Raw genomic sequence first — 19,508 nt, forward strand, 5'->3', positions numbered from 1 at the left:
TTGGTGAAATTGGGGGTTGGTGGCTGATCTCTCCGTTGTGGGAGATGTCCTGGAAGGGTGGAGGGGGTGTCGCGGCGTCGGGATTCGTGGAGGGTAGCCCCCCTCTGTCGGCTTTGCCGACATCTCCCCACAGGTGGGGAGATTGGGCTCGAGTGCTTGGCTTTTTCTACCGGCCCGGGCGGCCGGTCTTGCCTTTGGTTCGTTTGGTTCTCTGCTTTGTGTCCACCGCATCCTCATAGGAGCCTGCGCCCGGTTTGGCGCGGATGATTGGGCGGATACCCCCCTCTGTCACCTCCGGTGACATCTCCCCCACAAGGGGGGAGATTGGGCCGGCGCGTTCCGGCTGGCCTTCCATTCGTGGTGAGCGCTTGCCTGGTTCGATGGCCGGCTTTGCAGGCACCTTGCCTATGATGGGTTTTTCGGTGCGGCCGACGGTCATTTCGTCGAGGTCGTTCTTGCGGAACAGCGATTTGCGTGGCTCGGCGACGTCGCGGCCCATTTCGTCGAGGTTTGGTTTGCGGAAGAGGGGGCGGGCGGTGTCGGTGCCTGGGCCCATGTCGTCGAGGGATGGTTTGGCGAAGTAGGAGGCCTGCTGCTGCTCTCCCCCCTTGTGGGGGAGATGCCCCGGAGGGGCAGAGGGGGGTGAAGCGGCGTCGGGATTCGTGGAAGGTAAGCCCCCCTCAGTCGGCTTTGCCGACATCTCCCCCACAGGTGGGGAGATTGGGCCCGAGCGCTTGGTTGTCTTCTTGCCTCCTTCGATGGCCTTGGCTTCCTCGCGGGCCATCGGATCATCCATGACGGCGAGTTCGGCGGCCTTGAGGCGTTTGATTTCGTCGCGTAGGCGGGCGGCTTTTTCGAAGTCGAGGTCGGCGGCGGCGTCGCGCATCTGTTTTTCCAGCGCGTTGAGATGGGCCTGCAGATTGCCGCCGACGAGGTGGCCGCCATCGGCGAAGCCCTTGCCGGTGACGCCTGATATGTCGGCTCGGACGTGGTCGCGCTCGTAGACGCTGTCGAGGATGTCGGAGATCCGGGCCTTGACCGATTCTGGGGTGATGCCGTGCTCGGTGTTGTAGGCCACCTGCTTTTCGCGGCGTCTGGCGGTCTCGTCCATCGCCCGCTTCATCGAGCCGGTGATGTTGTCGGCATAGAGGATGACCTTGCCGTCGACGTTTCTGGCGGCGCGGCCGATGGTCTGCACCAGCGAGGTTTCAGAGCGCAGGAAGCCTTCCTTGTCGGCATCGAGGATGGCGACGAAGCCGCATTCCGGAATGTCGAGACCTTCGCGCAGAAGGTTGATGCCGACGAGCACGTCAAAGGCGCCCAGCCGGAGATCTCGGATGATCTCGATGCGCTCCAGCGTATCGATATCGCTGTGCATATACCGAACGCGGACGCCCTGCTCGTGGAGATATTCGGTCAGGTCTTCGGCCATGCGCTTTGTCAGCACGGTGACGAGCGTGCGGTAGCCGGCAGCGGCGGTCTCGCGGATCTCGCCGAGCACGTCGTCGACCTGGCTGCGGGCGGGGCGCACCTCGACCGGCGGGTCGATCAGGCCGGTCGGACGGATCACCTGCTCGGCAAAGACGCCGCCGGCTTGCTCCATTTCCCAATTGCCCGGCGTCGCCGAGACGGCGATGGTCTCGGGGCGCATGGCGTCCCATTCCTCGAAGCGCAGCGGGCGGTTGTCCATGCAGGAGGGCAGGCGGAAGCCGTATTCGGCCAGCGTCGCCTTGCGCCTGAAGTCGCCGCGATACATGCCGCCGATCTGGCTGACGGAGACGTGGCTCTCGTCGATGAACAGCAGGGCGTTGTCGGGGATGTATTCGAACAGCGTCGGTGGCGGCTCGCCGGGATTGCGGCCCGTGAGGTAGCGCGAATAGTTCTCGATGCCGGCGCAGGAGCCCGTGGCCTCGAGCATCTCGATATCATAGCGGGTGCGCTGCTCCAGGCGCTGCGCCTCCAGCAGGCGGCCGCCCTTTTCAAGCTCGGCCAGGCGAACGCGCAGCTCCTCCTTGATCGAGCGAATGGCGCCGTTCAGCGTCGGGCGCGGGGTGACATAGTGCGAGTTGGCGTAGATCTTCACGGATTTCAGATCGCCGGTCTTCTGGCCGGTCAACGGATCGAACTCGGTGATCGCGTCGATCTCGTCGCCGAACATCGAGATGCGCCAGGCGGCATCCTCCAAGTGGGCGGGGAACAGCTCGATGGTGTCGCCGCGGACGCGGAAGGAGCCGCGCTGGAAATCCATGTCGCGGCGCTTGTATTGCTGGGCCACGAGATCGGCCAGCAGCTGGCGCTGGTCCAGCCGGTCGCCGACGGTCATCTGGAAGGTCATGGCGGTGTAGGTCTCGACCGAGCCGATACCGTAGATGCAGGAGACCGAGGCGACAATGATGCAGTCGTCGCGCTCCAGCAGCGAGCGCGTGGCGGAGTGGCGCATGCGGTCGATCTGCTCGTTGATCGAACTTTCCTTCTCGATGAAGGTATCGGAGCGCGGCACATAGGCTTCCGGCTGGTAGTAATCGTAATAGGAGACGAAATATTCGACGGCGTTATCCGGGAAGAAATTCTTGAACTCGGAATAGAGCTGCGCCGCCAGCGTCTTGTTCGGCGCGAGAATCAACGCCGGGCGCTGCGTCGCCTCGATCACCTTGGCCATGGTGAAGGTCTTGCCGGACCCGGTAACGCCGAGCAGCACTTGGCTGCGCTCGCCGTTTTCAAGGCCCTCGACGAGGTCCTTGATGGCGGTTGGCTGGTCGCCGGCGGGCTCGTAGTCCGAGACCATGCGGATCTTGATGCCGCCTTCTGACTTTTCGGGCCGGGCCGGGCGGTGTGGCGCCCAGAGCTTGCCGTCCTTGAACAGCGGGTTGCCTGATTCGATCAGTGCCGAGAGCGCCTCGACCGTAGCGGTCACGGCCGTGCCGGCATTGCCTGCGTCCTCGAGCGACGTGTCCATGCCGGAGACGGGATTGAGGCCGGCAGCGGCGCGCGTCTTCGGGTCGGTGGTGCCGCCCATCGACGTTCCACGCCCGGATTTCGACGCTGCAATCTCGACCTTCCTCCGGTGTTTCCCGGCCTTGGAGGCGATCTGCCTTTGCGTCTCGATCCCCGAGAGCTCCGCCTCGGATTCCAGCTGCTTCACCCAGTCGGAAACGCCACCGGACAAGGGCGCGCCCTCGAAAGGTGCCTGCGGTGCTTCCTCGAAACCATTGGGGGCGGGGGATTTCTTCGTCGATTTTGCCATGGCCGGAATATGGAGCGCGTTCGGCGGAAAGTGAAGAGGGAGGAGTACAAAAGGGAAACGAAATTCAGTATTTTGTTTGGCTCCTGAAACCACCCGGCGGTCCGGCCCCGCGTCAGGTTCTCAACACCTTGCAGCCGCTGAACCGGTCGTAGAAGGTCTGGCCGCGCCAGACAGCGAGAGGCAACAGCCACCAGGTAAAGCCGGCTACGAGGATGGCACCGTAAATCCAAGGTGCTGTTCCCAGCGGCACGGCGGTGCCGTCGCGCATGGCGGCGACCATGTGGTCGAAGTTTGCGACCATGGGAGACTGCAACAGGAAAAACACCACAATGACGAAAACAAGGGCGATCAGGGGAAGGAATTTCAATACCTCGCGGAAGGTCGCCCCCTTGAGGGTCGGCAGATGACTATCGATAGTCGCGACCCGCAGCGACATGATCCTCTTGCCCAAGGTGCGTCGGCCGTTTGCCGTGAAGAAGGCGAAGGCGAGCGGAATGATCAGAAGCGGCATTAGCGAAGATAGCTGTCCGGCGCCGGTCGCGTCGATCGCGTTTCCGTTCTGGTCAATCTGTGTCGATACCGAACGTGTGTACGTCGACGCACCTGATGTGGTGACGACACTGGTCGTGAAATAACCGTTCGGAGGATGTCCGTCGAACTGGCTGACGCGACAGATCTGGTTGAGGCGTTTTTCGCCCGGCTTCAACGGCCATTGCGCTTCAACCTTGTCAACGAGCGGTCCTGTGGCGGCCTGCTCGCATGCAATACTATTAAAAGGCGAGAAACCTATGTTCCAAGGAGTGGCGAGCGCCAGAGCATAAAACAGGACGGTGAAAACGATCTGGATGGCTGTGACGTCGATGACATAGGCAAGGGCGCGCCGCCAGAAATAACGTGGTAACCCGGTAACGTCCTGCACGCGAATCCCCTAATGAATGAATGCATGCCGAGATAACATTGCCGGCTGCGGTGGCGTCAATCTCTGCGCGCAATTATTGCAGTGATCGCCCAGCAGTCGGTTTTGCTGGTCTCGTTCCGACTGCCAGCCCAAGTCTTGTCGGCAAACCGCGGCCGGGCTAGATGTTCGGCAATCGTCGAGCAATCGAAGACCGCAATAGTGCCCCGAACAGTGAGAAAGCCCAGACCGAATTGATCAACGCAATTTCATTGACGTGGGGTGTTGCCGGGCTGACGGCGCTGGGGGTGGTGGCGCGGCCTTTTCGCTGGCCCGAAGCCATCTGGGCGGCGTCGGGGGCTTTGCTCCTTTTGCTCCTCGGTCTCATCGGCTGGCAGGAGGCCTGGGCAGGTGTCATCAGGGGTCTCGATGTCTATCTGTTCCTGATCGGCATGATGCTGCTTTCGGAGCTCGCGCGCCGGGAAGGGCTCTTCGACTGGCTCGCAGCGGAAGCGACCGCCCATGCCAAGGGTTCGCCGATCCGTCTTTTCGTGCTGGTCTATGTCGTCGGCATTGTCGTGACCGTCTTTCTCTCCAACGATGCCACCGCGGTCGTTCTGACGCCTGCGGTCTATGCGGCGGCGCGGGCGGCCAAGGTCAAGGAGCCGCTGCCCTACCTGCTGATCTGCGCCTTTATCGCCAATGCCGCCAGCTTCGTGCTGCCAATCTCCAATCCGGCCAATCTGGTGATTTTCGGGGGCGGTCATATGCCGCCGCTGATGCGATGGCTTGGCACCTTCGCGCTGCCATCAGCCGTGGCCATCGTCGCGACATTCGGTTTGCTTTATTGGACGCAGCGGTCAGTGTTGGCGGCCGAGATCATCGCGCTTGACGTCGAGCAGCCGCACCTGTCCAAGAGCGCGAAGCTCGCCGCCGCCGGGCTCATCGTCACCGCCATCGTTCTTATCGCGGCTTCGGCAGTCGGGCTCGATCTCGGGCTGCCGACCTTTGCTGCGGGCGTTGTCACCGCCGCACTGATCGTCATCGTCAATCGCGAGAGCCCCGCAGAAATGTTGCGCGGCATTTCCTGGAGCGTGCTGCCGCTGGTTGCCGGCCTGTTCGTCATCGTCGAGGCGCTCGACAAGACGGGGGTGACACGCATGCTTGCCGACAGTCTCGCGCAGGGTGCGCAGGCGGCGCCGTCGCAAACTGCCGCCTTCGCCGGGGTCGCAGTGGCGTTCGTGTCCAATCTGGTGAACAACCTACCGGCTGGCCTTCTCGCCGGTAGCGCGGTTCAGCTGGCGGGGTCGCCGGACAAGATTTCCGGCGCTATCCTGATCGGCGTCGATCTTGGCCCCAATCTATCGGTCACCGGGTCGCTGGCGACCATTCTCTGGTTGAACGCGTTGCGGCGGGAAAATCAGCATGTCGGCGCCTGGCAGTTCCTGAAGCTCGGCATTGTCGTGATGATACCGGCCCTGCTGCTGTCTTTGCTGGCGCTCATTCTCGCCTAGGCGTTCAGCCTCGCAACGAGCTTGGGCGAGCGTGGGAATTACAAATTGTCCATGTCCGGGAAAAGCCGCAATTTCTATACAATCCCGACGCAATTGGCTGCCAGCCTGCCCGCAATTCCTGATCCTCGTGACCGGCCTTGCGGTGATATCAGATGAGCATTTCCTTTCAGACCATGGCGGCAATGCGCTTCGGCTACGGTTTTCGTCCGGGGGAGCCTGCGCCGGGCGACAGACAGGCAATGCTGGAGCAAATCCGGACTGGCCCGGCGGCGACACCGCTGTTTCCGATTGGCGGGGTCGACGAGCGCCGCCGGTTGATCGGGGAGACTGCCGATCGCCTGCGAGACATCCGCACAGCCGTCGGTGCCGACGATGCCAAGCGGGATCAGGAGCGCACCGTGTTCAGGGAGCTTGACCGCCGCTATCAGCGCGATATCGACGCACGCATCGCCCAGGCGGTGTTTTCGCCCAGTGGTTTTTACGAGCGGCTGGCCGGCTTCTGGACCAACCATTTCTCGGTCAGTGCGCAGAAAAGCCAGCCCATGAGATTGATCGTGCCGCTTTTCGAGGCAGAGGCGATCCGGCCAAATATCGGGGCGAAGTTTCCCGTGTTGCTGCGGGCTGTAATGCGGCATCCGGCCATGCTGATCTATCTCGATCAGTCGCAATCGCTAGGTCCGGATTCACCGGCCGGCATCAAGCGAAACAAGGGGCTGAACGAGAACCTCGCCCGCGAGCTGATGGAGCTGCACACGCTTGGAGCGGGCAGTGGCTATACGCAGGACGACGTGCGCTCGGCGGCCATGGTGCTGACAGGGATCGCCGTTGATCAGAGGGGCGCAACAGCGGACTTCCGTCCTGGGATAGCCGAGCCCGGAAGTCACGATGTGCTCGGCGTCAGCTATGGCGGCAAGCGGCGGACGGAGCAGGACTATCTTTCCATGCTCGACGACCTCGCGCTGAACCCGAAGACGGCGCAGCATATCTGCCGCAAGCTGGCGGTTCATTTCATCGCCGATGTGCCGCCGCAGGACATGGTCGATGCGATGGCCGACTGCTGGAGGAACTCCGACGGCGATCTTTCTGCGGTCTACGCCACCATGCTCGATCACCCGGCCGCATGGAGCGGCGAGGGCGCAAAGGCGCGTCAGCCCTTCGATTTCGTCGTCGCTGGATTGCGGGCGCTCAACCTCGAGAAGAACCCTGCGGCAGGAAGTCTTGCGCCGATGAGCGATGGGGAACCGGGCTCGATGATGGCCGGGGCCAACCCAGCGATGCAAGGCCCGCCGCCTGCCACGGGGATATTGTCCGGATTGGCCCCCGACGCCGTGAAGCTGCAGCAGGCGGCTATCGATGCCGGGTTCTACGTGCCGCGTGGCCTCGGGCTATATGCGTTGCGCCGGATGGGCCAGCCGACATGGCAGCCGCCGAGCCCGGCTGGGTTCCCCGAAGGTTTCGACGCCTGGGTGAACGCCAGCGAGCTTGCCGAGCGGCTGTCGTGGGCGCGTCGAGCGATCGGCCGATACGGAAAGCAGCACGACCCTCGGCAGTTTCTCAAGGACACTCTGGCGGATGCCGCCCGCGACGACACCATTCGCGTCGTCTCGCAGGCGCCCAACAGAACTACGGGCCTGACGCTGGTTCTGGCCTCGCCCGAATTCAACCGACGCTAAGGCATCATCAACCCCTCGGCGATGCCTTCGTTTTTCTTCGCATCAATTTTTCGACAAGCCGATTCCCAATTTTTCGAGCAATGCCCAAGGAGCAGGATGATGAGCAAGGAACTTTCCCTTTCGCGCCGCGGCTTCCTGGCCACTGCCTGCTGTCTGGCGGCGGCGCCCGTGTTCACGCCGCTGACCTTTGCGGCAATGCCTGGCGACAACCGCCTCGTGACGATCGTTTTGCGCGGCGCCATGGATGGGCTCGATCTGGTGCAGCCCTATGGCGAGGCATCCTTCGCCGGGCTGCGGCCCGATATTGCGATCGCCCCGGACAAGGGGTTGCTCGATCTTGACGGCTTCTTCGGCTTGCATCCGGCGGCGGCCGATCTCATGCCGCTGTGGCAGGCGAAAGAATTGGCCTTCATCCATGCCGTCTCCACGCCGTATCGCGATGCGCGCAGCCATTTCGACGGGCAGGACATGCTGGAATCCGGCGGAGGGCATGTCAGCGAGGAAAAGACCGGCTGGCTGAACAGGGCGCTGGATGTCATACCGCGTTCGACGGCGCGCAAGGCGATCGACATCAACACCTCGACCGAACTGATCCTCTCCGGTCCCAATATCGTCGACGTCTGGGCCTCGGATTCCACCTTCGGCGCGGCCGCGGACGAGCTGCAGTTCCTGACGCGCCTCTATGCCAACGATCCCGCCTTCGCCAAGGCCATGGACGAGGCGGTGCGGGCGGATAAATCGGCCGAGATGGGCACTATGCCGGGCGCCAAGCGCGGCGAGCAGATTACCGATATCGCGGCACTTGTAGGCAAGATGCTGCTTCGCGAATATCGCATCGCCAGTTTCTCGATCAATGGCTGGGACACGCATGTGCAGCAGGCGAGCCAGTTCAAGAAGGCAGCAGGTGACCTGACGCAGGCAGTGGTGACGCTGAAGAACACGCTCGGGCCGGATGCGTGGAAGACGACTGTCGTGCTTGCCATGACCGAATTCGGGCGCACCGTCCGACAAAACGGTTCCGGCGGCACCGACCATGGGACCGGCGGCTGTTGCCTGCTTGCCGGCGGCGGCATCAATGGCGGCAAGGTTCTCGGCAAGTGGCCGGGATTGAAGGACGGGCAGCTTCTCGACGATCGCGACCTGATGCCAACGGCGGATGTGCGCGAAGTGGCGGCAGCGATGCTATCCCGCCAATTCGACGTCAGGCCCGACGATCTGACGGCGAAGATCTTTCCAAGCCTCGATTTCGCAAAATCCTCGCAGTTCCTGCGGGTCTGATCAATCCTCCACAAACGTCCGAAGCCGGGAGAGGGCGTCGTCCCATTGTCGGGAAACGCTGTCGAGGTAGGCTCTCAGCTCGACAAACGGTTCCGGTTTGAAGGCGAACTGGCTTTCGCGGCCGATGCGCATGCTTTTGACGAGGCCCGCCTCTTCGAGGACGCGAAGGTGTTTGGTGACGGCCTGGCGCGTGATGTCGGTATCGGCCGACAGGCCGGCAATGGAGCGTGCCTGTCCATCGCTCAGCCGCGTCAGCAGCGACAGTCGCGTCCGGTCTCCAAGGGCAGCAAAGATCATGGCCGGATTTGCGCCGTGGGCGGCGATTCTATCGCTCAACATGCGCCTTGATGTTCTCCATCTGCATCGCCCATCCCTTGTCGTTCATCCGCAAGGCATCCGACCGGCGGTGCGGCGGCAGCGCGTCGAAGCCGGTTTCCACGACGGTCAGGTGTGTTCCCGTAGCAGTCGGCGCCAGCCGGAATTCGACCAGCGTCGGCGTCTCCTTCGAATAATCAACGTCGGGCTCGATCGCGTAGGGATGCCAGGTGAAGGAGAACAGGCGCGGCTCTTCCATGGCTTTGATCGTCGCCTGCCATTTGACATGCTCGTAGCCGGGATAGGTTATCTGGCCTGTCGCAAGGCGACCCGGCACGAAGGGCGCGTCCAGCTTGACCTTGAACCATTCGCCGAACTGTCTGTGATCGGTCAGCGCCCGCCAGACCCTGTCGACGGGTGCATTCAGCTCCATCGTTTTCTCAACGGTGTTTGTCATATCGGCAACCTCCTGGTTGCCCTTTACCTTGCCTCAAGAAATCGAGAATAGCAACCATCGGGTTGCGCTTTTTCGGGTCTTTATTGATGAGCAATCGCGAGCTTGAGGCCGAGCAGGCCGAAAGCTCCGGCAAATCCCCGGCGGAGCCAAAGCATGATGCCTGGCCGTGAGATCACGTAGCGCCGCGTGGCGGAGGCGAAGGCGCCGTATCCGACGAAGACGATAAAGGTCAGCAACATGAAGATCGCGGCTAATCCCAGCATGTAGGATGTCGGGTTCGGGATGTTCGCGGGCACGAACTGCGGCAGGAAGGCGAGAAAGAATATCGACAGTTTTGGATTGAAGATGTTGAGCAGGAAGCCGTTGACGACGATCTTCGTCGGAGGGACGGTTGCCTGCTGTTCCGATATCTGCAGGGCACCCCCTGATCTGAGTGTGCCCCAGGCCATGTAGAACAGGTAGGCGACACCGAGATATTTGATGATCTGGAAGGCCAAGGCGCTGGCGTGGAGGAGGGCGGCGAGCCCGACCACGCTTGCGGCGATGCTGGGGACTATGCCGAAGGTGCAGCCGAAGGCAGCAAGGATGCTGGCCCGCCAGCCTTTGCTCAGGCCATAGGCAAGCGTGTAGAGAACGCCCGGGCCGGGCAGAAGAATGACGATCATCGACGTCAGCAGATATTCAAGGGTCATGGGCGGCTCTCCGGGCTCTCCAGGGAAAACCATAGAAAAGCAGGTCGACCGGGTCCGCGTCTTGAACGGAATTGCAGGTGTCGATCAGTTCATCGCAACGGCATAAGCGCCGGGGGAGACGCCATAGTTGCGGATGAATATCCGGGTCATATGGCTTTGGTCCGCGAAACCGCTGTCGATCGCCGCGTCCGCCAAGGGCCTGCCGCCGGCAATCAGCCGCCGCGCGAGGTGGATGCGGCGCTGGATCAGGTAGGCGTGCGGTGTCAGGCCAGTGACCCTTGCAAAGGTGCGCAAGAGCTGAAACCGGCTCATGCCGCTTTCGCGTGCAAGATCGGCAAGTGTAAGGCTCGCTGCCGGATCGTCGTCTATCAGGGCTTTCGACCTTGAGATCGCCTTCGGGATCGGTTGCCGCGCCTCGAACCCTTTGGGTCCGGGCACGAGGTCGGCCAACAACCTCAGAAGAGTCTCTTCCCGGCGCATCGCCGCGCTGCCGTTTTCGTCGGCCGTCATTGCCGCAAATACAGCCTGGAAACGGTTGGCAAGATACGGCTCCGTCATGACCGGTCGCGAAAACTCGAAGTCGGCGATCTTGCCTTCGCTGATATCCAGGTGCAGGTCGGTGACTATCCGCGGGTCGAAATAGAGCATCTTCCAGGAGCGGCCGGTTTCGCCGATCGGCGTGCCGTCGTGAACCTCGCCCGGGTTGACGGTAATCATGTTTCCGGGGCCTGCTTCGACGATCCCGCGCCCGCTAAGCGACTTCTGCGCGCCGCGAAAGATCACGCCGATGCCAAACTGCTCGTGGGTGTGCTTCGGGAATACATGGCTGGTTTCCGCCTCGACGGCTTCCACACCGGCGAGGTTGCAGCGCTGCATTCTGAACTGGCCTGTTGCCATCCGTCATCTCCTCAGCCGAGCACGTCATAGAAACGGAAGATGAAGGTGATCTGGTAGATCAGGCCGATGCTGACGAAGATCGCCTGGAAGCGGCGATTGGCGGTGAGCGCCGCGACGACGCAGAGTACGATGAAGGCGGCGTTGCGGATCGGGTATTCCCAGCCGAGCGACTGGAAATAGGCATGGCCCTTGAGGAAGGTATCGACCAGGTCGACCGCGTAGGTCACGGCCAGAAGTCCGAAGAACCAGCGGCGGCGCGAGATGAAATATTCCTCGTAGCCGCCGTACTCGTCGACCGAGGTCGGGAAGAGCAGGACGCAGAGGAAGAAGAACAGGCAGCAGAAGCAGATCAGGAAGAGATAGACGCCGAAACTGATGACGGCGAGCGACTGCAGCCGGTATTCCCACCACCAGAAATGGATGATGAACAGGAACATCGACAGCACCCAGCCAAGCTGGACCAGGTAAACCCTGTGCTTGCCGGGCGACTGTACGAAGCCTGCCAGGCCGGTGAGCAAGCGGGCAAGGCTGAGGCTGATGACAATCGACATCACCGTCCTGATGTAGACGTAGATCTCCGCCGTACTTGCTGCCGATCCCATGCTCAGCCCTCCGGAGGCACTGCCTTCGGTTTTCCGTCTTCGTCGAGCGCTACCATGATGAAGGTGCCGGCCGTCACTTTTTCCATCTTCTCATAGCGAAAGCGCTGGGCCCAGGCTTCGACCGACAGCGTGATCGATGTCGTGCCGACCCGGGTGATGTGGGTGTAGATGCTCATCGTATCGCCGATCTTCACCGGCAGTTCGAATGCCATTTCCTTGACCGCCGCCGTCACGACGCGTCCCTTGGCGCGCTCGGCGGCGCGGATACCGCTTGCCAAGTCCATCTGCGCCATGACCCAGCCGCCGAAGATATCGCCTGCAGGATTGGCGTCGGCGGGCATCGCAAGCGTTCGCAAGGTCAGCTCGCCCCTCGGCTTTGCTATATCGGTCATCCGGTGGCTCCTGTCGGCGCGGGTGTTGATTCCCGACACCCTAGGCAATCGCGGCAGAATGGAAAAGACCTCCCTTGCAAAGGTCACACTAAGGCCCTTTCGCTGCCATGAAGAAGTAAGTCTTCATTTACCGTTTTTATTTAAATTTGAAGGAAATGCCGACCATTGCAGCGGACCTGGACTGGCAGCAGACGTGGATGGAGTATATGGCGTATTTTCCGTTTCTGCAGAAATCCCTGCTATCGCTGTTCCTGTCCTCCGCGCTGGTTGCCTGCTCGGCGGATAGCCTGATGCCGCCCTCGAGCGTCGGCAGCACGCATGTCAGCTCCATCCAGCCTCGCCGGGTTTCGCCGGCCATCGCTCCACAGAGGCAATACGCCTATTCCAGCAATACGGCGCCCGTCCGCTCCGCCTCGGTCGATTTTCTCGACACGCCAAATCTTGCCGGCCTTGGCCACGCTCCGGGGTCCCGGCAGCCTGTCGCACCGCAAGCGATGGAGAGTGCATCCAGCCAAAGCGCCCCGCCTGTGAATGCCGGAGAGAACGTGGCCTTCGCCAGCGGTAGCCGGCAGACCCCAATCCCGTCACAAGGCGTCAACATGGATGCCGGCCTCGGTGTAGAGCCGGCAGGCGGGCAGGGTGCTGAAGGTCAATCTGCCTCGGACCAGGCCGTTATCGGCCTGGCGCAGGAGGAGGAGCAGAACATCGCCGAGGGCAATTCCGACGAGCCCGTCGTCGACGGCATCGGCACTGACGACCCCACGCAGACGAACGGGCCGACGCGGGCAAATCAGCGCGCTCTGCCGCGTTCTGTAATGCAGGCGCAAATCAGCCAGAACCGGGCATGGCAACAGGGGCAGCAGGTTGCGATGCTGCCGCGCGCGCAGAACCCGATGCTTGCCCCGGAGCCCGACACCGCCCCGCAATCGACGCCGGCAATGCCCGGCATGATGCCTGCCTCGGAGCTGCAATGCCGCCAGGAACTCAAGCGGATGGGCGTGGTGTTCGAGGACAAGCCGCCGATCTCCAACGGTCCGTCCTGCCAGGTGCCCTATCCCGTCTCGCTTCGCGGCCTTTCCGGCGATATCGCCGTCAAGCCGGCGGTGACGCTGAACTGCCAGGTGACGCTCGCCTTTGCCAAATGGGTGAAGAACGAGCTCGCACCGGCTGCTCGCACGCGCTACTGGTCGGGCGTCGGCACGATCATTCCGCTCGGCGGCTATTCCTGCCGGCGCATGAACAACAGTTCGCAACGCTACAACCCGATGTCTGAGCATGCCCATGGCAACGCCATCGACGTCGGCAAGTTCGTGCTGAAGAACGGCCACGAGATCGACATTCGCAAGAAGGGCTTGTTCTCTTTCCGGGAAGGCGCACTCCTGAAGGCGGTCCGCTCGGATAGCTGCCGCTACTTTGACACCGTCCTCGGACCCGGCAGCAACCCGGAGCATTGGAACCACTTTCACTTCGACCTCCGGGAACGACATGGTGGCAGGCGCTATTGCAGCCTGTAATATCTATTCCGGGCGGATTTGCCGCGCTCGGTCGGCAGCACATCTCATCCAGCTCAAGGGAGCAATTGAATGGAAGAAAGAGTGCGGGGTAGGAGAAGGGGGCTCGGTATCGCGCTGGTCGCGGCTATCGTTGCAATTGTCGTCGTGTTCGGCGGGCGCTGGTATGCCTACGTCGCCTATGCGGACGATCCCTTCGACGAGGTCGGCATCGGTCTCAACATGATAATGCCGACGCCAATCCGCGAGATGGGGTGCGCGAAGCTGAAGGAACGCTTCGGTGACAAAACCTTGCCGCCGGCCGGCTGTGGCGTCAACGGCATGTGGTAGGTCAGGGGCCGCTCGGTACGGCGAAGCTTCGCGAAAAAAAGCCGGCGCTAGGGCCGGCTTGAATGGTGCTCAGCGATATAACAGGGTTTTGCTGGCTCCAAAAAATGAATTTGATATCGAAATGCGTTTGGTTGAAACAGAATCGGCAAAAAGGACTTTGAGTATGAAAGGCGGTTGCGTGCCGCTAAGGGGCGTTGGGCGGGGTGCGGCAGACGCCATCGCCTGACGGGGTTATCGCCCATGAAAGTCACGGTTTGATGACGTGCGGCGTCTGCAACTGATTGTTTGAGCCTGAACACACTGTTCGCGGCTGACGGGATGGCAAAAGCTGCTGCGACGGCTATATAGCGGGCAGTTGCCACCGAAATATTCGAAAAGCCTGATAAATCCCGCCATGACGCCAATCATATCAATCCGCAATCTCACCAAGACCTATGCCAATGGGTTTCAGGCTCTGAAGGGCATCGATCTCGACGTCGCCAAGGGCGAGATCCTGGCATTGCTCGGGCCGAACGGGGCCGGCAAGACGACGATGATCTCCATCGTCTGCGGCATTTCCAATCCGAGCGGCGGCACGGTGACGGTGGCCGGCCACGACGTGGTCAAGGATTTCCGGGCGACCCGCACGCTGATCGGGCTGGTTCCGCAGGAGCTGACGACCGATCAGTTCGAGACCGTCTGGAATACGGTGAGCTTTTCCCGCGGCCTGCATGGCAAGAAGCCCAACCCGGCCCATATCGAAAAGGTCCTGCGCGACCTGTCGCTCTGGGAAAAGCGCGATAACACGCTGCGCGAGCTTTCGGGCGGAATGAAGCGGCGCGTGCTCATTGCCAAGGCGTTGTCGCACGAGCCGCAGATCCTGTTTCTCGACGAGCCGACGGCCGGCGTCGACGTCAGCCTGCGCAAGGATATGTGGCATGTGGTCGAGGCACTGCGCGCCTCAGGTGTCACCATCATCTTGACGACGCACTACATCGAGGAGGCCGAGGAGATCGCCGACCGTGTCGGCGTCATCAACGGCGGCCGGCTTTTGCTTGTCGAGGATAAGAATAAGCTTATGGCGAAGCTCGGCCGCAAGCAATTGATCCTCGACCTGACCGAGCCGCTCGAGACATTGCCGGAATGCCTTGGCGGCAACGGCCTCTCGATCGGCGCCGGCGGCAATACGCTGATCTATGATTTCGATGCGGAGCACGAGCAGGCGCGCATAGGCACGCTGCTGACCAGCATCGGCGCCCAAGGCATTCACTTCAAGGACCTGTCGACACGGCAGAGCTCGCTCGAGGACATTTTCGTCCAGCTTGTGGGAGAGGACAAATGAACTTCGAGGCAGTCAAGTCCATCTATCTGTTTGAAATGGCGCGCACGCGACGCACGCTTCTGCAGAGCGTCGTTTCGCCTGTCATCTCCACGTCGCTCTATTTCATCGTGTTCGGGGCGGCCGTCGGCTCTCGCATCCAGGAGGTCGAGGGCATTTCCTACGGCGCCTTCATCACGCCGGGCCTGATCATGCTGACGCTGCTCGGGCAATGCATCAGCAACGGCTCTTTCGGCATCTATTTCCCGAAGTTCGTCGGCACTATCTACGAGCTACTATCGGCGCCCGTTGCAATGACGGAGATCGTGCTCGGCTATGTCGGGGCGGCGGCGACCAAGGGAATGATAATCGGCGTCATCATCCTGATCACCGCCAATTTCTTCGTGCACGTCACAATCCTCCATCCCTTCATGATGGCGCTGTTTTTCGTGCTGACGGCGGTCACGTTCAGCCTGTTCGGGTTCATGATCGGCATATGGGCAAAGAATTTCGAGCAGCTCAACCTGATCCCGATGCTCGTCGTACCGCCGCTGACCTTCCTCGGCGGCAGCTTCTATTCGATCAACATGCTGCCGCCCTTCTGGCAGGCGGTCAGTCACCTCAACCCGGTGCTATACCTCGTCAGCGGCTTCCGCTGGAGCTTCTACGGCATCGCAGACGTAAACCCGGCCATCAGCCTCGCGATGATCTCGCTGTTCCTGGTGATCTGCCTCGGAACGCTCGGGTGGATATTCAAGACTGGGTATCGGCTGCGGAACTGAAGAAGCTTCGCAGATCATTCACGCCACGGGTTGACGACGGGCACGCCGGCCGCAAGGAACGGAGAGATATCGCGTGTCGCGACAGTGAAGCCGCAAGTGGCGGCGATAGCGGCGACCTGCCCATCTGCCATGGAGATGGTGTGGCCACTGCCGCGTGCACGGCTCACCAGCGAGGCGTATGTGGCCGCTGCCTTCTCATCGAAAGGCAGGACACGCATTCCGAATAGTCCGGATATCAGCTCATTCAGAGCGTCGCCCAACCCGTCTTTCCGTCTGCCGTCCGGTAGGACTTCGATACCGACAAGCAGTTCGGCGAGACTTATGGCCGTCAAATACAGCGTCTCTACCGGTTGCCGATCCAGCCAAGCGACAACAGCCGAATCCGCGCCTGATTTCATTGGCTCAGAAACAACATTGGTATCCAGAATGATCATTCGAAGGTTGCCGGCTTCATCGGCGCCGGATCGCGGCTGACATCAAGATCAAGACCACCGAACCGACGGCCGAAAGCTGCCAATGCAGAGCCAACCTTGACGCTGTCGGCTGGATGAACCGCGTCCTCCAATATCGCCCTGATTTCAGCCTCGGTGCTGTGCCCGTTTTTGGCCGCGCGCAGCTTCAGCGCACGATGCGTCTCTTCAGGCAGATTGCGGATTGTCACTGCGACCATTCGACAAGCATCCTCGTGGTCGGAGAGTGATGATATCATTTTCGCGCGATGATATCAAACACGTTTCATCGAAACCCATCAATCCCTAAGCCGCAGTTCATCCGTCTGCATCTGCATCGAGCCGAGGGTTTCTAGGAAGCTCATGCCCAGCAGGCTCTGGTCGAGCTTGCCTTTCTCGGCAACGGTGGCGGCGACGTCCCGGCGCGAGATGGGGCCGATCGAGACGTCTCCGAGTTCGACAGGGGCGGCGCGAGCGCGGCCGTTGGCCGTCATCACGGTCATCGAGTAGTTAAGGTTTTCAGGAATGAGGCCGACGCGGGCGGCGTCGTCGTGCGACAGGGCAACCATGCTGGCGCCCGTGTCGACAAGCATCTCGATTTTCTGGCCATTGATCCTGACATCGGCTTCGAAGTGGCCGTTGAGCAGTTTGTGCAGGATGACCTCCTGGCCACCTTCGCTGGTCGTCACGACGAAAGCGCGTCCTGGGATCAGACCGGCAAGCAGGCGGTTGCCCACTTCCATTGCGTCGTGGCGGTATAGATAGGCGGTTGCAAGGGCGAGGATTATGACGAGCCAGATCAGGAGATTGCGCAGGGTCTCGCTGACGGTGCGGCGGCTTGCCCAGATGCCGGCGCTAAGCACCAGGGCGATTGGCAGCAGATAAATGACGCGTCCGAAATCGTTGTTGTCGATGCCGAGGGTTGTGCCGGTGTCGTGGTTGAAGACCAGAAGCGCCAGGCCGATGCCGAGCACGGCAAGGACGACGGTCAGGCGGTTCATACGGTGCTGCGCTCCCGTGCCAGCCGCTTTCGCAAAGTTTCCCTGCGCGGCTTGCGCTCCACGCCTTCGAGGCGGGCGGGCAAGGCCTCCATGATCTGGCTGCGCTGCTCATTGCTATAGAGCGTCCACTCGCCGATCTCTTCGCGCGTACGTCCGCAACCGAAGCAATAGCCGGTCTTCATGTCGATCGAACAGACGAGGATACAGGGTGTTTGCATGAGGCAATATATCGTCGCTTCAAATGCACATGGCAAGTGCGCAAAAAGTAGCGATTTCACAAATCTGCTGCGCCGCGCCGATGGTGTCCCCGGTGTGCCCCGACAGCCTCCGGCGTATGTGCGCGGTGAAAAAGACGGTGCAGAGGGCGACGACAAATAGGCTGATCATTGTGGATGTCAGCCCAACACCGGGCCACAGCAGGATCGCGGCGACAAGTGCCGCCGTCGCCAGGGCTACCCACATCGCCGAGCTATCGGGCCTGCCAGCAGCGGCTGCCACGCCGTCGCTTTTTGCGGAAGGCAGGGAATACCAGTGCCATACGAGGGCACCGCGACTGACGGCCGCGGCGGCCGGTATCGAGAGTGCGGCTGGTAGCGGCGGCAATCCGCGGGCAATCGCGGCAAGAGCCGCGGCTCGAAGTGCGAAGGAGAGGACCAGCGCGATTGCGCCATAGGTGCCGATACGGCTGTCCTTCATGATGGCAAGGCTGCGGTCGCGGTCCTTGCCGCCGCCAAGCCCATCCGCGGTGTCGCTGAGACCGTCCTCGTGCAGTGCGCCTGTCGTCACGGTCTGGATCGTCAAGGCGAGAAGGGCGGCCATCAGCGGATCGGCATGCAGCAGCAACAGGAAGCCGAACGCCAAGGCAGACGGCAGGGCGATGATCAGCCCCGCTACCGGAAAAGCACTGGAGATGCGGCCGAGATTGCCATCGTGGCCCTCGAAGACGGAGGACGGCACCGGAATGCGGCTGAGGAAGGCGAGGGCGCGGGCGATATCGGCGGCATAGTCCTTCACGCCCATAGGCTTCTATTGTCCTTTGCCCGTTGGGCTGCGACTGGTGGCGGCGCTTTTGGAGTTGTTCGCGCCTGCTTCCGTCATTAAGAGAGTCGCCAAGCAAAAAAGCTGATTTGGGACCAAAAGACAAGGAACCACCATCATGAGCGTCACCGGGCTTCCATTCGACGATTTCCGTGCGCTGTTGCGCGACCTGCCGGGACCCGATGCACGGGCGCTCGCCGATGCGCGCGAACGGGATGCGCAACTGACGAAACCGCCGGGTGCGCTTGGCCGCCTCGAGGAGATCGCCTTCTGGCTTGCGGCCTGGACCGGCCGCAAACCCTCCGTGACGCGCCCGCTTGTGGCCATCTTTGCCGGCAATCACGGGGTGACGAAGCAGGGGATAACGCCGTTTCCGCCTGAAGTGACGCAGCAGATGGTGGAGAATTTCGCAGCTGGCGGCGCGGCCATCAATCAAATCTGCGTCGCCTACGATCTCGGCCTGAAGGTGTTCGACCTTGCACTCGATTACCCGACCGGCGACATCACCGAGGAGCCGGCACTGTCCGAACGCGACTGCGCGGCAACGATGGCTTTCGGCATGGAGGCGATCGCCGGCGGCACGGACCTGCTCTGCATCGGCGAGATGGGCATCGGCAACACGACGATCGCCGCGGCAATCAATTATGCGCTCTACGGCGGGACGGCTGCGGAATGGGTCGGACCGGGCACGGGGTCCGAGGGAGAAATGCTGACGCGGAAGATTGCAGCCGTCGAGAAGGCGGTTGCCTTGCACCGAGATCATCTCGCAGATCCGCTGGAAGTCCTGCGTCGTCTCGGTGGCCGCGAGATTGCCGCGATGGCCGGTGCGATCCTTGCCGCGCGCGTCGAGCGCATTCCCGTCATAATCGACGGCTATGTGGCGACGGCTGCTGCCTCTATCCTCAAGGCTGCTAATCCGTCGGCTCTCGATCATTGCCTGATCGGTCATGTTTCCGCGGAACCGGGCCATCTGAAGGCGATAGAGAAGCTCGGCAAGACGCCGCTGCTGGCACTTGGCATGCGGCTCGGCGAGGGGACGGGTGCGGCTCTGGCCGCTGGCATCGTCAAGGCCGCCGCCGCGTGTCATTCAGGCATGGCGACGTTTGCGGACGCGGGTGTCGCCAATAAGCATTGATCCGGC

Annotated in this window: 21 protein-coding genes; 8 read left to right on the forward strand and 13 right to left on the reverse strand. The window is 61.8% G+C overall.

Annotation, left to right across the window (positions count from 1 at the left end; translation table 11 throughout):
- Nucleotides 1–166: 166 nt before the first annotated feature.
- Both uvrB and CPY51_RS16165 read right to left on the reverse strand, forming a co-directional pair.
- Entirely contained in the window at nt 167–3,244 is a 3,078-nt protein-coding gene (uvrB, locus tag CPY51_RS16160) for an excinuclease ABC subunit UvrB (protein ID WP_111161231.1), read from the reverse strand.
- 112 nt (nt 3,245–3,356) lie between these two features.
- Complete coding sequence (locus CPY51_RS16165; protein ID WP_195909546.1) at nt 3,357–4,163, reverse strand: RDD family protein; 807 nt, start codon at nt 4,161–4,163, stop codon at nt 3,357–3,359.
- 233 nt (nt 4,164–4,396) lie between these two features.
- Between CPY51_RS16165 and CPY51_RS16170 the strand changes: the two genes are divergently transcribed.
- The 3 genes from CPY51_RS16170 (at nt 4,397) to CPY51_RS16180 (ending at nt 8,604) form a co-directional block, all read left to right on the forward strand.
- The gene (locus CPY51_RS16170; RefSeq protein ID WP_111161420.1) at nt 4,397–5,653 is read left to right on the forward strand and encodes an arsenic transporter; all 1,257 of its coding nucleotides are present in this window, start codon (nt 4,397–4,399) and stop codon (nt 5,651–5,653) included.
- Between the two features lie 152 nt (nt 5,654–5,805).
- Nucleotides 5,806–7,326 carry a DUF1800 domain-containing protein gene (locus CPY51_RS16175; protein WP_111161233.1) on the forward strand — a complete coding sequence of 507 codons (1,521 nt, stop codon included), beginning with the start codon at nt 5,806–5,808 and terminating at the stop codon, nt 7,324–7,326.
- A gap of 99 nt (nt 7,327–7,425) precedes the next feature.
- Entirely contained in the window at nt 7,426–8,604 is a 1,179-nt protein-coding gene (locus CPY51_RS16180) for a DUF1501 domain-containing protein (protein WP_244598698.1), read from the forward strand.
- Here CPY51_RS16180 and CPY51_RS16185 read toward each other — a convergent pair whose 3' ends face one another.
- The 6 genes from CPY51_RS16185 to CPY51_RS16210 form a co-directional block, all read right to left on the reverse strand.
- Entirely contained in the window at nt 8,605–8,943 is a 339-nt protein-coding gene (locus CPY51_RS16185) for an ArsR/SmtB family transcription factor (RefSeq protein ID WP_195909547.1), read from the reverse strand.
- Complete coding sequence (locus CPY51_RS16190; RefSeq protein ID WP_111161235.1) at nt 8,930–9,376, reverse strand: SRPBCC family protein; 447 nt, start codon at nt 9,374–9,376, stop codon at nt 8,930–8,932. The genes CPY51_RS16185 and CPY51_RS16190 overlap by 14 nt, the downstream gene beginning before the upstream one ends.
- An 80-nt stretch (nt 9,377–9,456) precedes the next feature.
- A complete protein-coding gene (locus CPY51_RS16195) occupies nt 9,457–10,068 on the reverse strand; it encodes a LysE family translocator (RefSeq protein WP_111161236.1) in 612 nt (203 codons plus the stop codon).
- Nucleotides 10,069–10,152: 84 nt separating this feature from the next.
- On the reverse strand, nt 10,153–10,965 hold the full coding sequence (locus CPY51_RS16200; RefSeq protein ID WP_111161237.1) for an AraC family transcriptional regulator: 813 nt from the start codon (nt 10,963–10,965) through the stop codon (nt 10,153–10,155).
- A gap of 11 nt (nt 10,966–10,976) precedes the next feature.
- On the reverse strand, nt 10,977–11,567 hold the full coding sequence (locus CPY51_RS16205; RefSeq protein WP_111161238.1) for a hypothetical protein: 591 nt from the start codon (nt 11,565–11,567) through the stop codon (nt 10,977–10,979).
- Between the two features lie 2 nt (nt 11,568–11,569).
- Nucleotides 11,570–11,959, reverse strand: coding sequence for an acyl-CoA thioesterase (locus tag CPY51_RS16210; protein WP_111161239.1), 390 nt, complete (start codon nt 11,957–11,959; stop codon nt 11,570–11,572).
- Nucleotides 11,960–12,165: 206 nt separating this feature from the next.
- Here CPY51_RS16210 and CPY51_RS16215 point away from each other — a divergent pair, with 206 nt between their 5' ends.
- The 4 genes from CPY51_RS16215 (at nt 12,166) to CPY51_RS16230 (ending at nt 15,879) form a co-directional block, all read left to right on the forward strand.
- The gene (locus CPY51_RS16215) at nt 12,166–13,473 is read left to right on the forward strand and encodes an extensin-like domain-containing protein (protein WP_111161422.1); all 1,308 of its coding nucleotides are present in this window, start codon (nt 12,166–12,168) and stop codon (nt 13,471–13,473) included.
- A 69-nt stretch (nt 13,474–13,542) separates the two neighbouring features.
- Entirely contained in the window at nt 13,543–13,800 is a 258-nt protein-coding gene (locus tag CPY51_RS16220) for a hypothetical protein (RefSeq protein WP_111161240.1), read from the forward strand.
- A gap of 394 nt (nt 13,801–14,194) precedes the next feature.
- Nucleotides 14,195–15,121 (forward strand): ABC transporter ATP-binding protein, encoded by a 927-nt coding sequence (locus CPY51_RS16225; protein WP_111161241.1) that lies wholly within the window; start codon nt 14,195–14,197, stop codon nt 15,119–15,121.
- Entirely contained in the window at nt 15,118–15,879 is a 762-nt protein-coding gene (locus CPY51_RS16230; RefSeq protein ID WP_111161242.1) for an ABC transporter permease, read from the forward strand. The genes CPY51_RS16225 and CPY51_RS16230 overlap by 4 nt, the downstream gene beginning before the upstream one ends.
- Nucleotides 15,880–15,893: 14 nt before the next feature.
- Here CPY51_RS16230 and CPY51_RS16235 read toward each other — a convergent pair whose 3' ends face one another.
- The 5 genes from CPY51_RS16235 to CPY51_RS16255 form a co-directional block, all read right to left on the reverse strand.
- Nucleotides 15,894–16,313 (reverse strand): type II toxin-antitoxin system VapC family toxin, encoded by a 420-nt coding sequence (locus CPY51_RS16235; protein WP_111161243.1) that lies wholly within the window; start codon nt 16,311–16,313, stop codon nt 15,894–15,896.
- Complete coding sequence (locus CPY51_RS16240; protein ID WP_111161244.1) at nt 16,310–16,549, reverse strand: FitA-like ribbon-helix-helix domain-containing protein; 240 nt, start codon at nt 16,547–16,549, stop codon at nt 16,310–16,312. Before CPY51_RS16240 ends, CPY51_RS16235 begins: the two co-directional genes overlap by 4 nt.
- A gap of 78 nt (nt 16,550–16,627) precedes the next feature.
- A complete protein-coding gene (locus CPY51_RS16245) occupies nt 16,628–17,329 on the reverse strand; it encodes a TIGR02281 family clan AA aspartic protease (RefSeq protein ID WP_111161245.1) in 702 nt (233 codons plus the stop codon).
- Nucleotides 17,326–17,547, reverse strand: coding sequence for a DUF1289 domain-containing protein (locus CPY51_RS16250; RefSeq protein ID WP_111161246.1), 222 nt, complete (start codon nt 17,545–17,547; stop codon nt 17,326–17,328). The genes CPY51_RS16245 and CPY51_RS16250 overlap by 4 nt, the downstream gene beginning before the upstream one ends.
- 19 nt (nt 17,548–17,566) lie before the next feature.
- On the reverse strand, nt 17,567–18,349 hold the full coding sequence (locus CPY51_RS16255; RefSeq protein WP_111161247.1) for an adenosylcobinamide-GDP ribazoletransferase: 783 nt from the start codon (nt 18,347–18,349) through the stop codon (nt 17,567–17,569).
- Nucleotides 18,350–18,485: 136 nt separating this feature from the next.
- Between CPY51_RS16255 and cobT the strand changes: the two genes are divergently transcribed.
- Complete coding sequence (cobT, locus tag CPY51_RS16260; RefSeq protein ID WP_111161248.1) at nt 18,486–19,502, forward strand: nicotinate-nucleotide--dimethylbenzimidazole phosphoribosyltransferase; 1,017 nt, start codon at nt 18,486–18,488, stop codon at nt 19,500–19,502.
- The last annotated feature ends 6 nt before the right edge of the window (nt 19,503–19,508 follow it).

Origin of the sequence: Arminella tubonensis, from assembly GCF_003240585.1 — a bacterium.
GTDB classification, from domain to species: domain Bacteria; phylum Pseudomonadota; class Alphaproteobacteria; order Rhizobiales; family Rhizobiaceae; genus Rhizobium; species Rhizobium tubonense.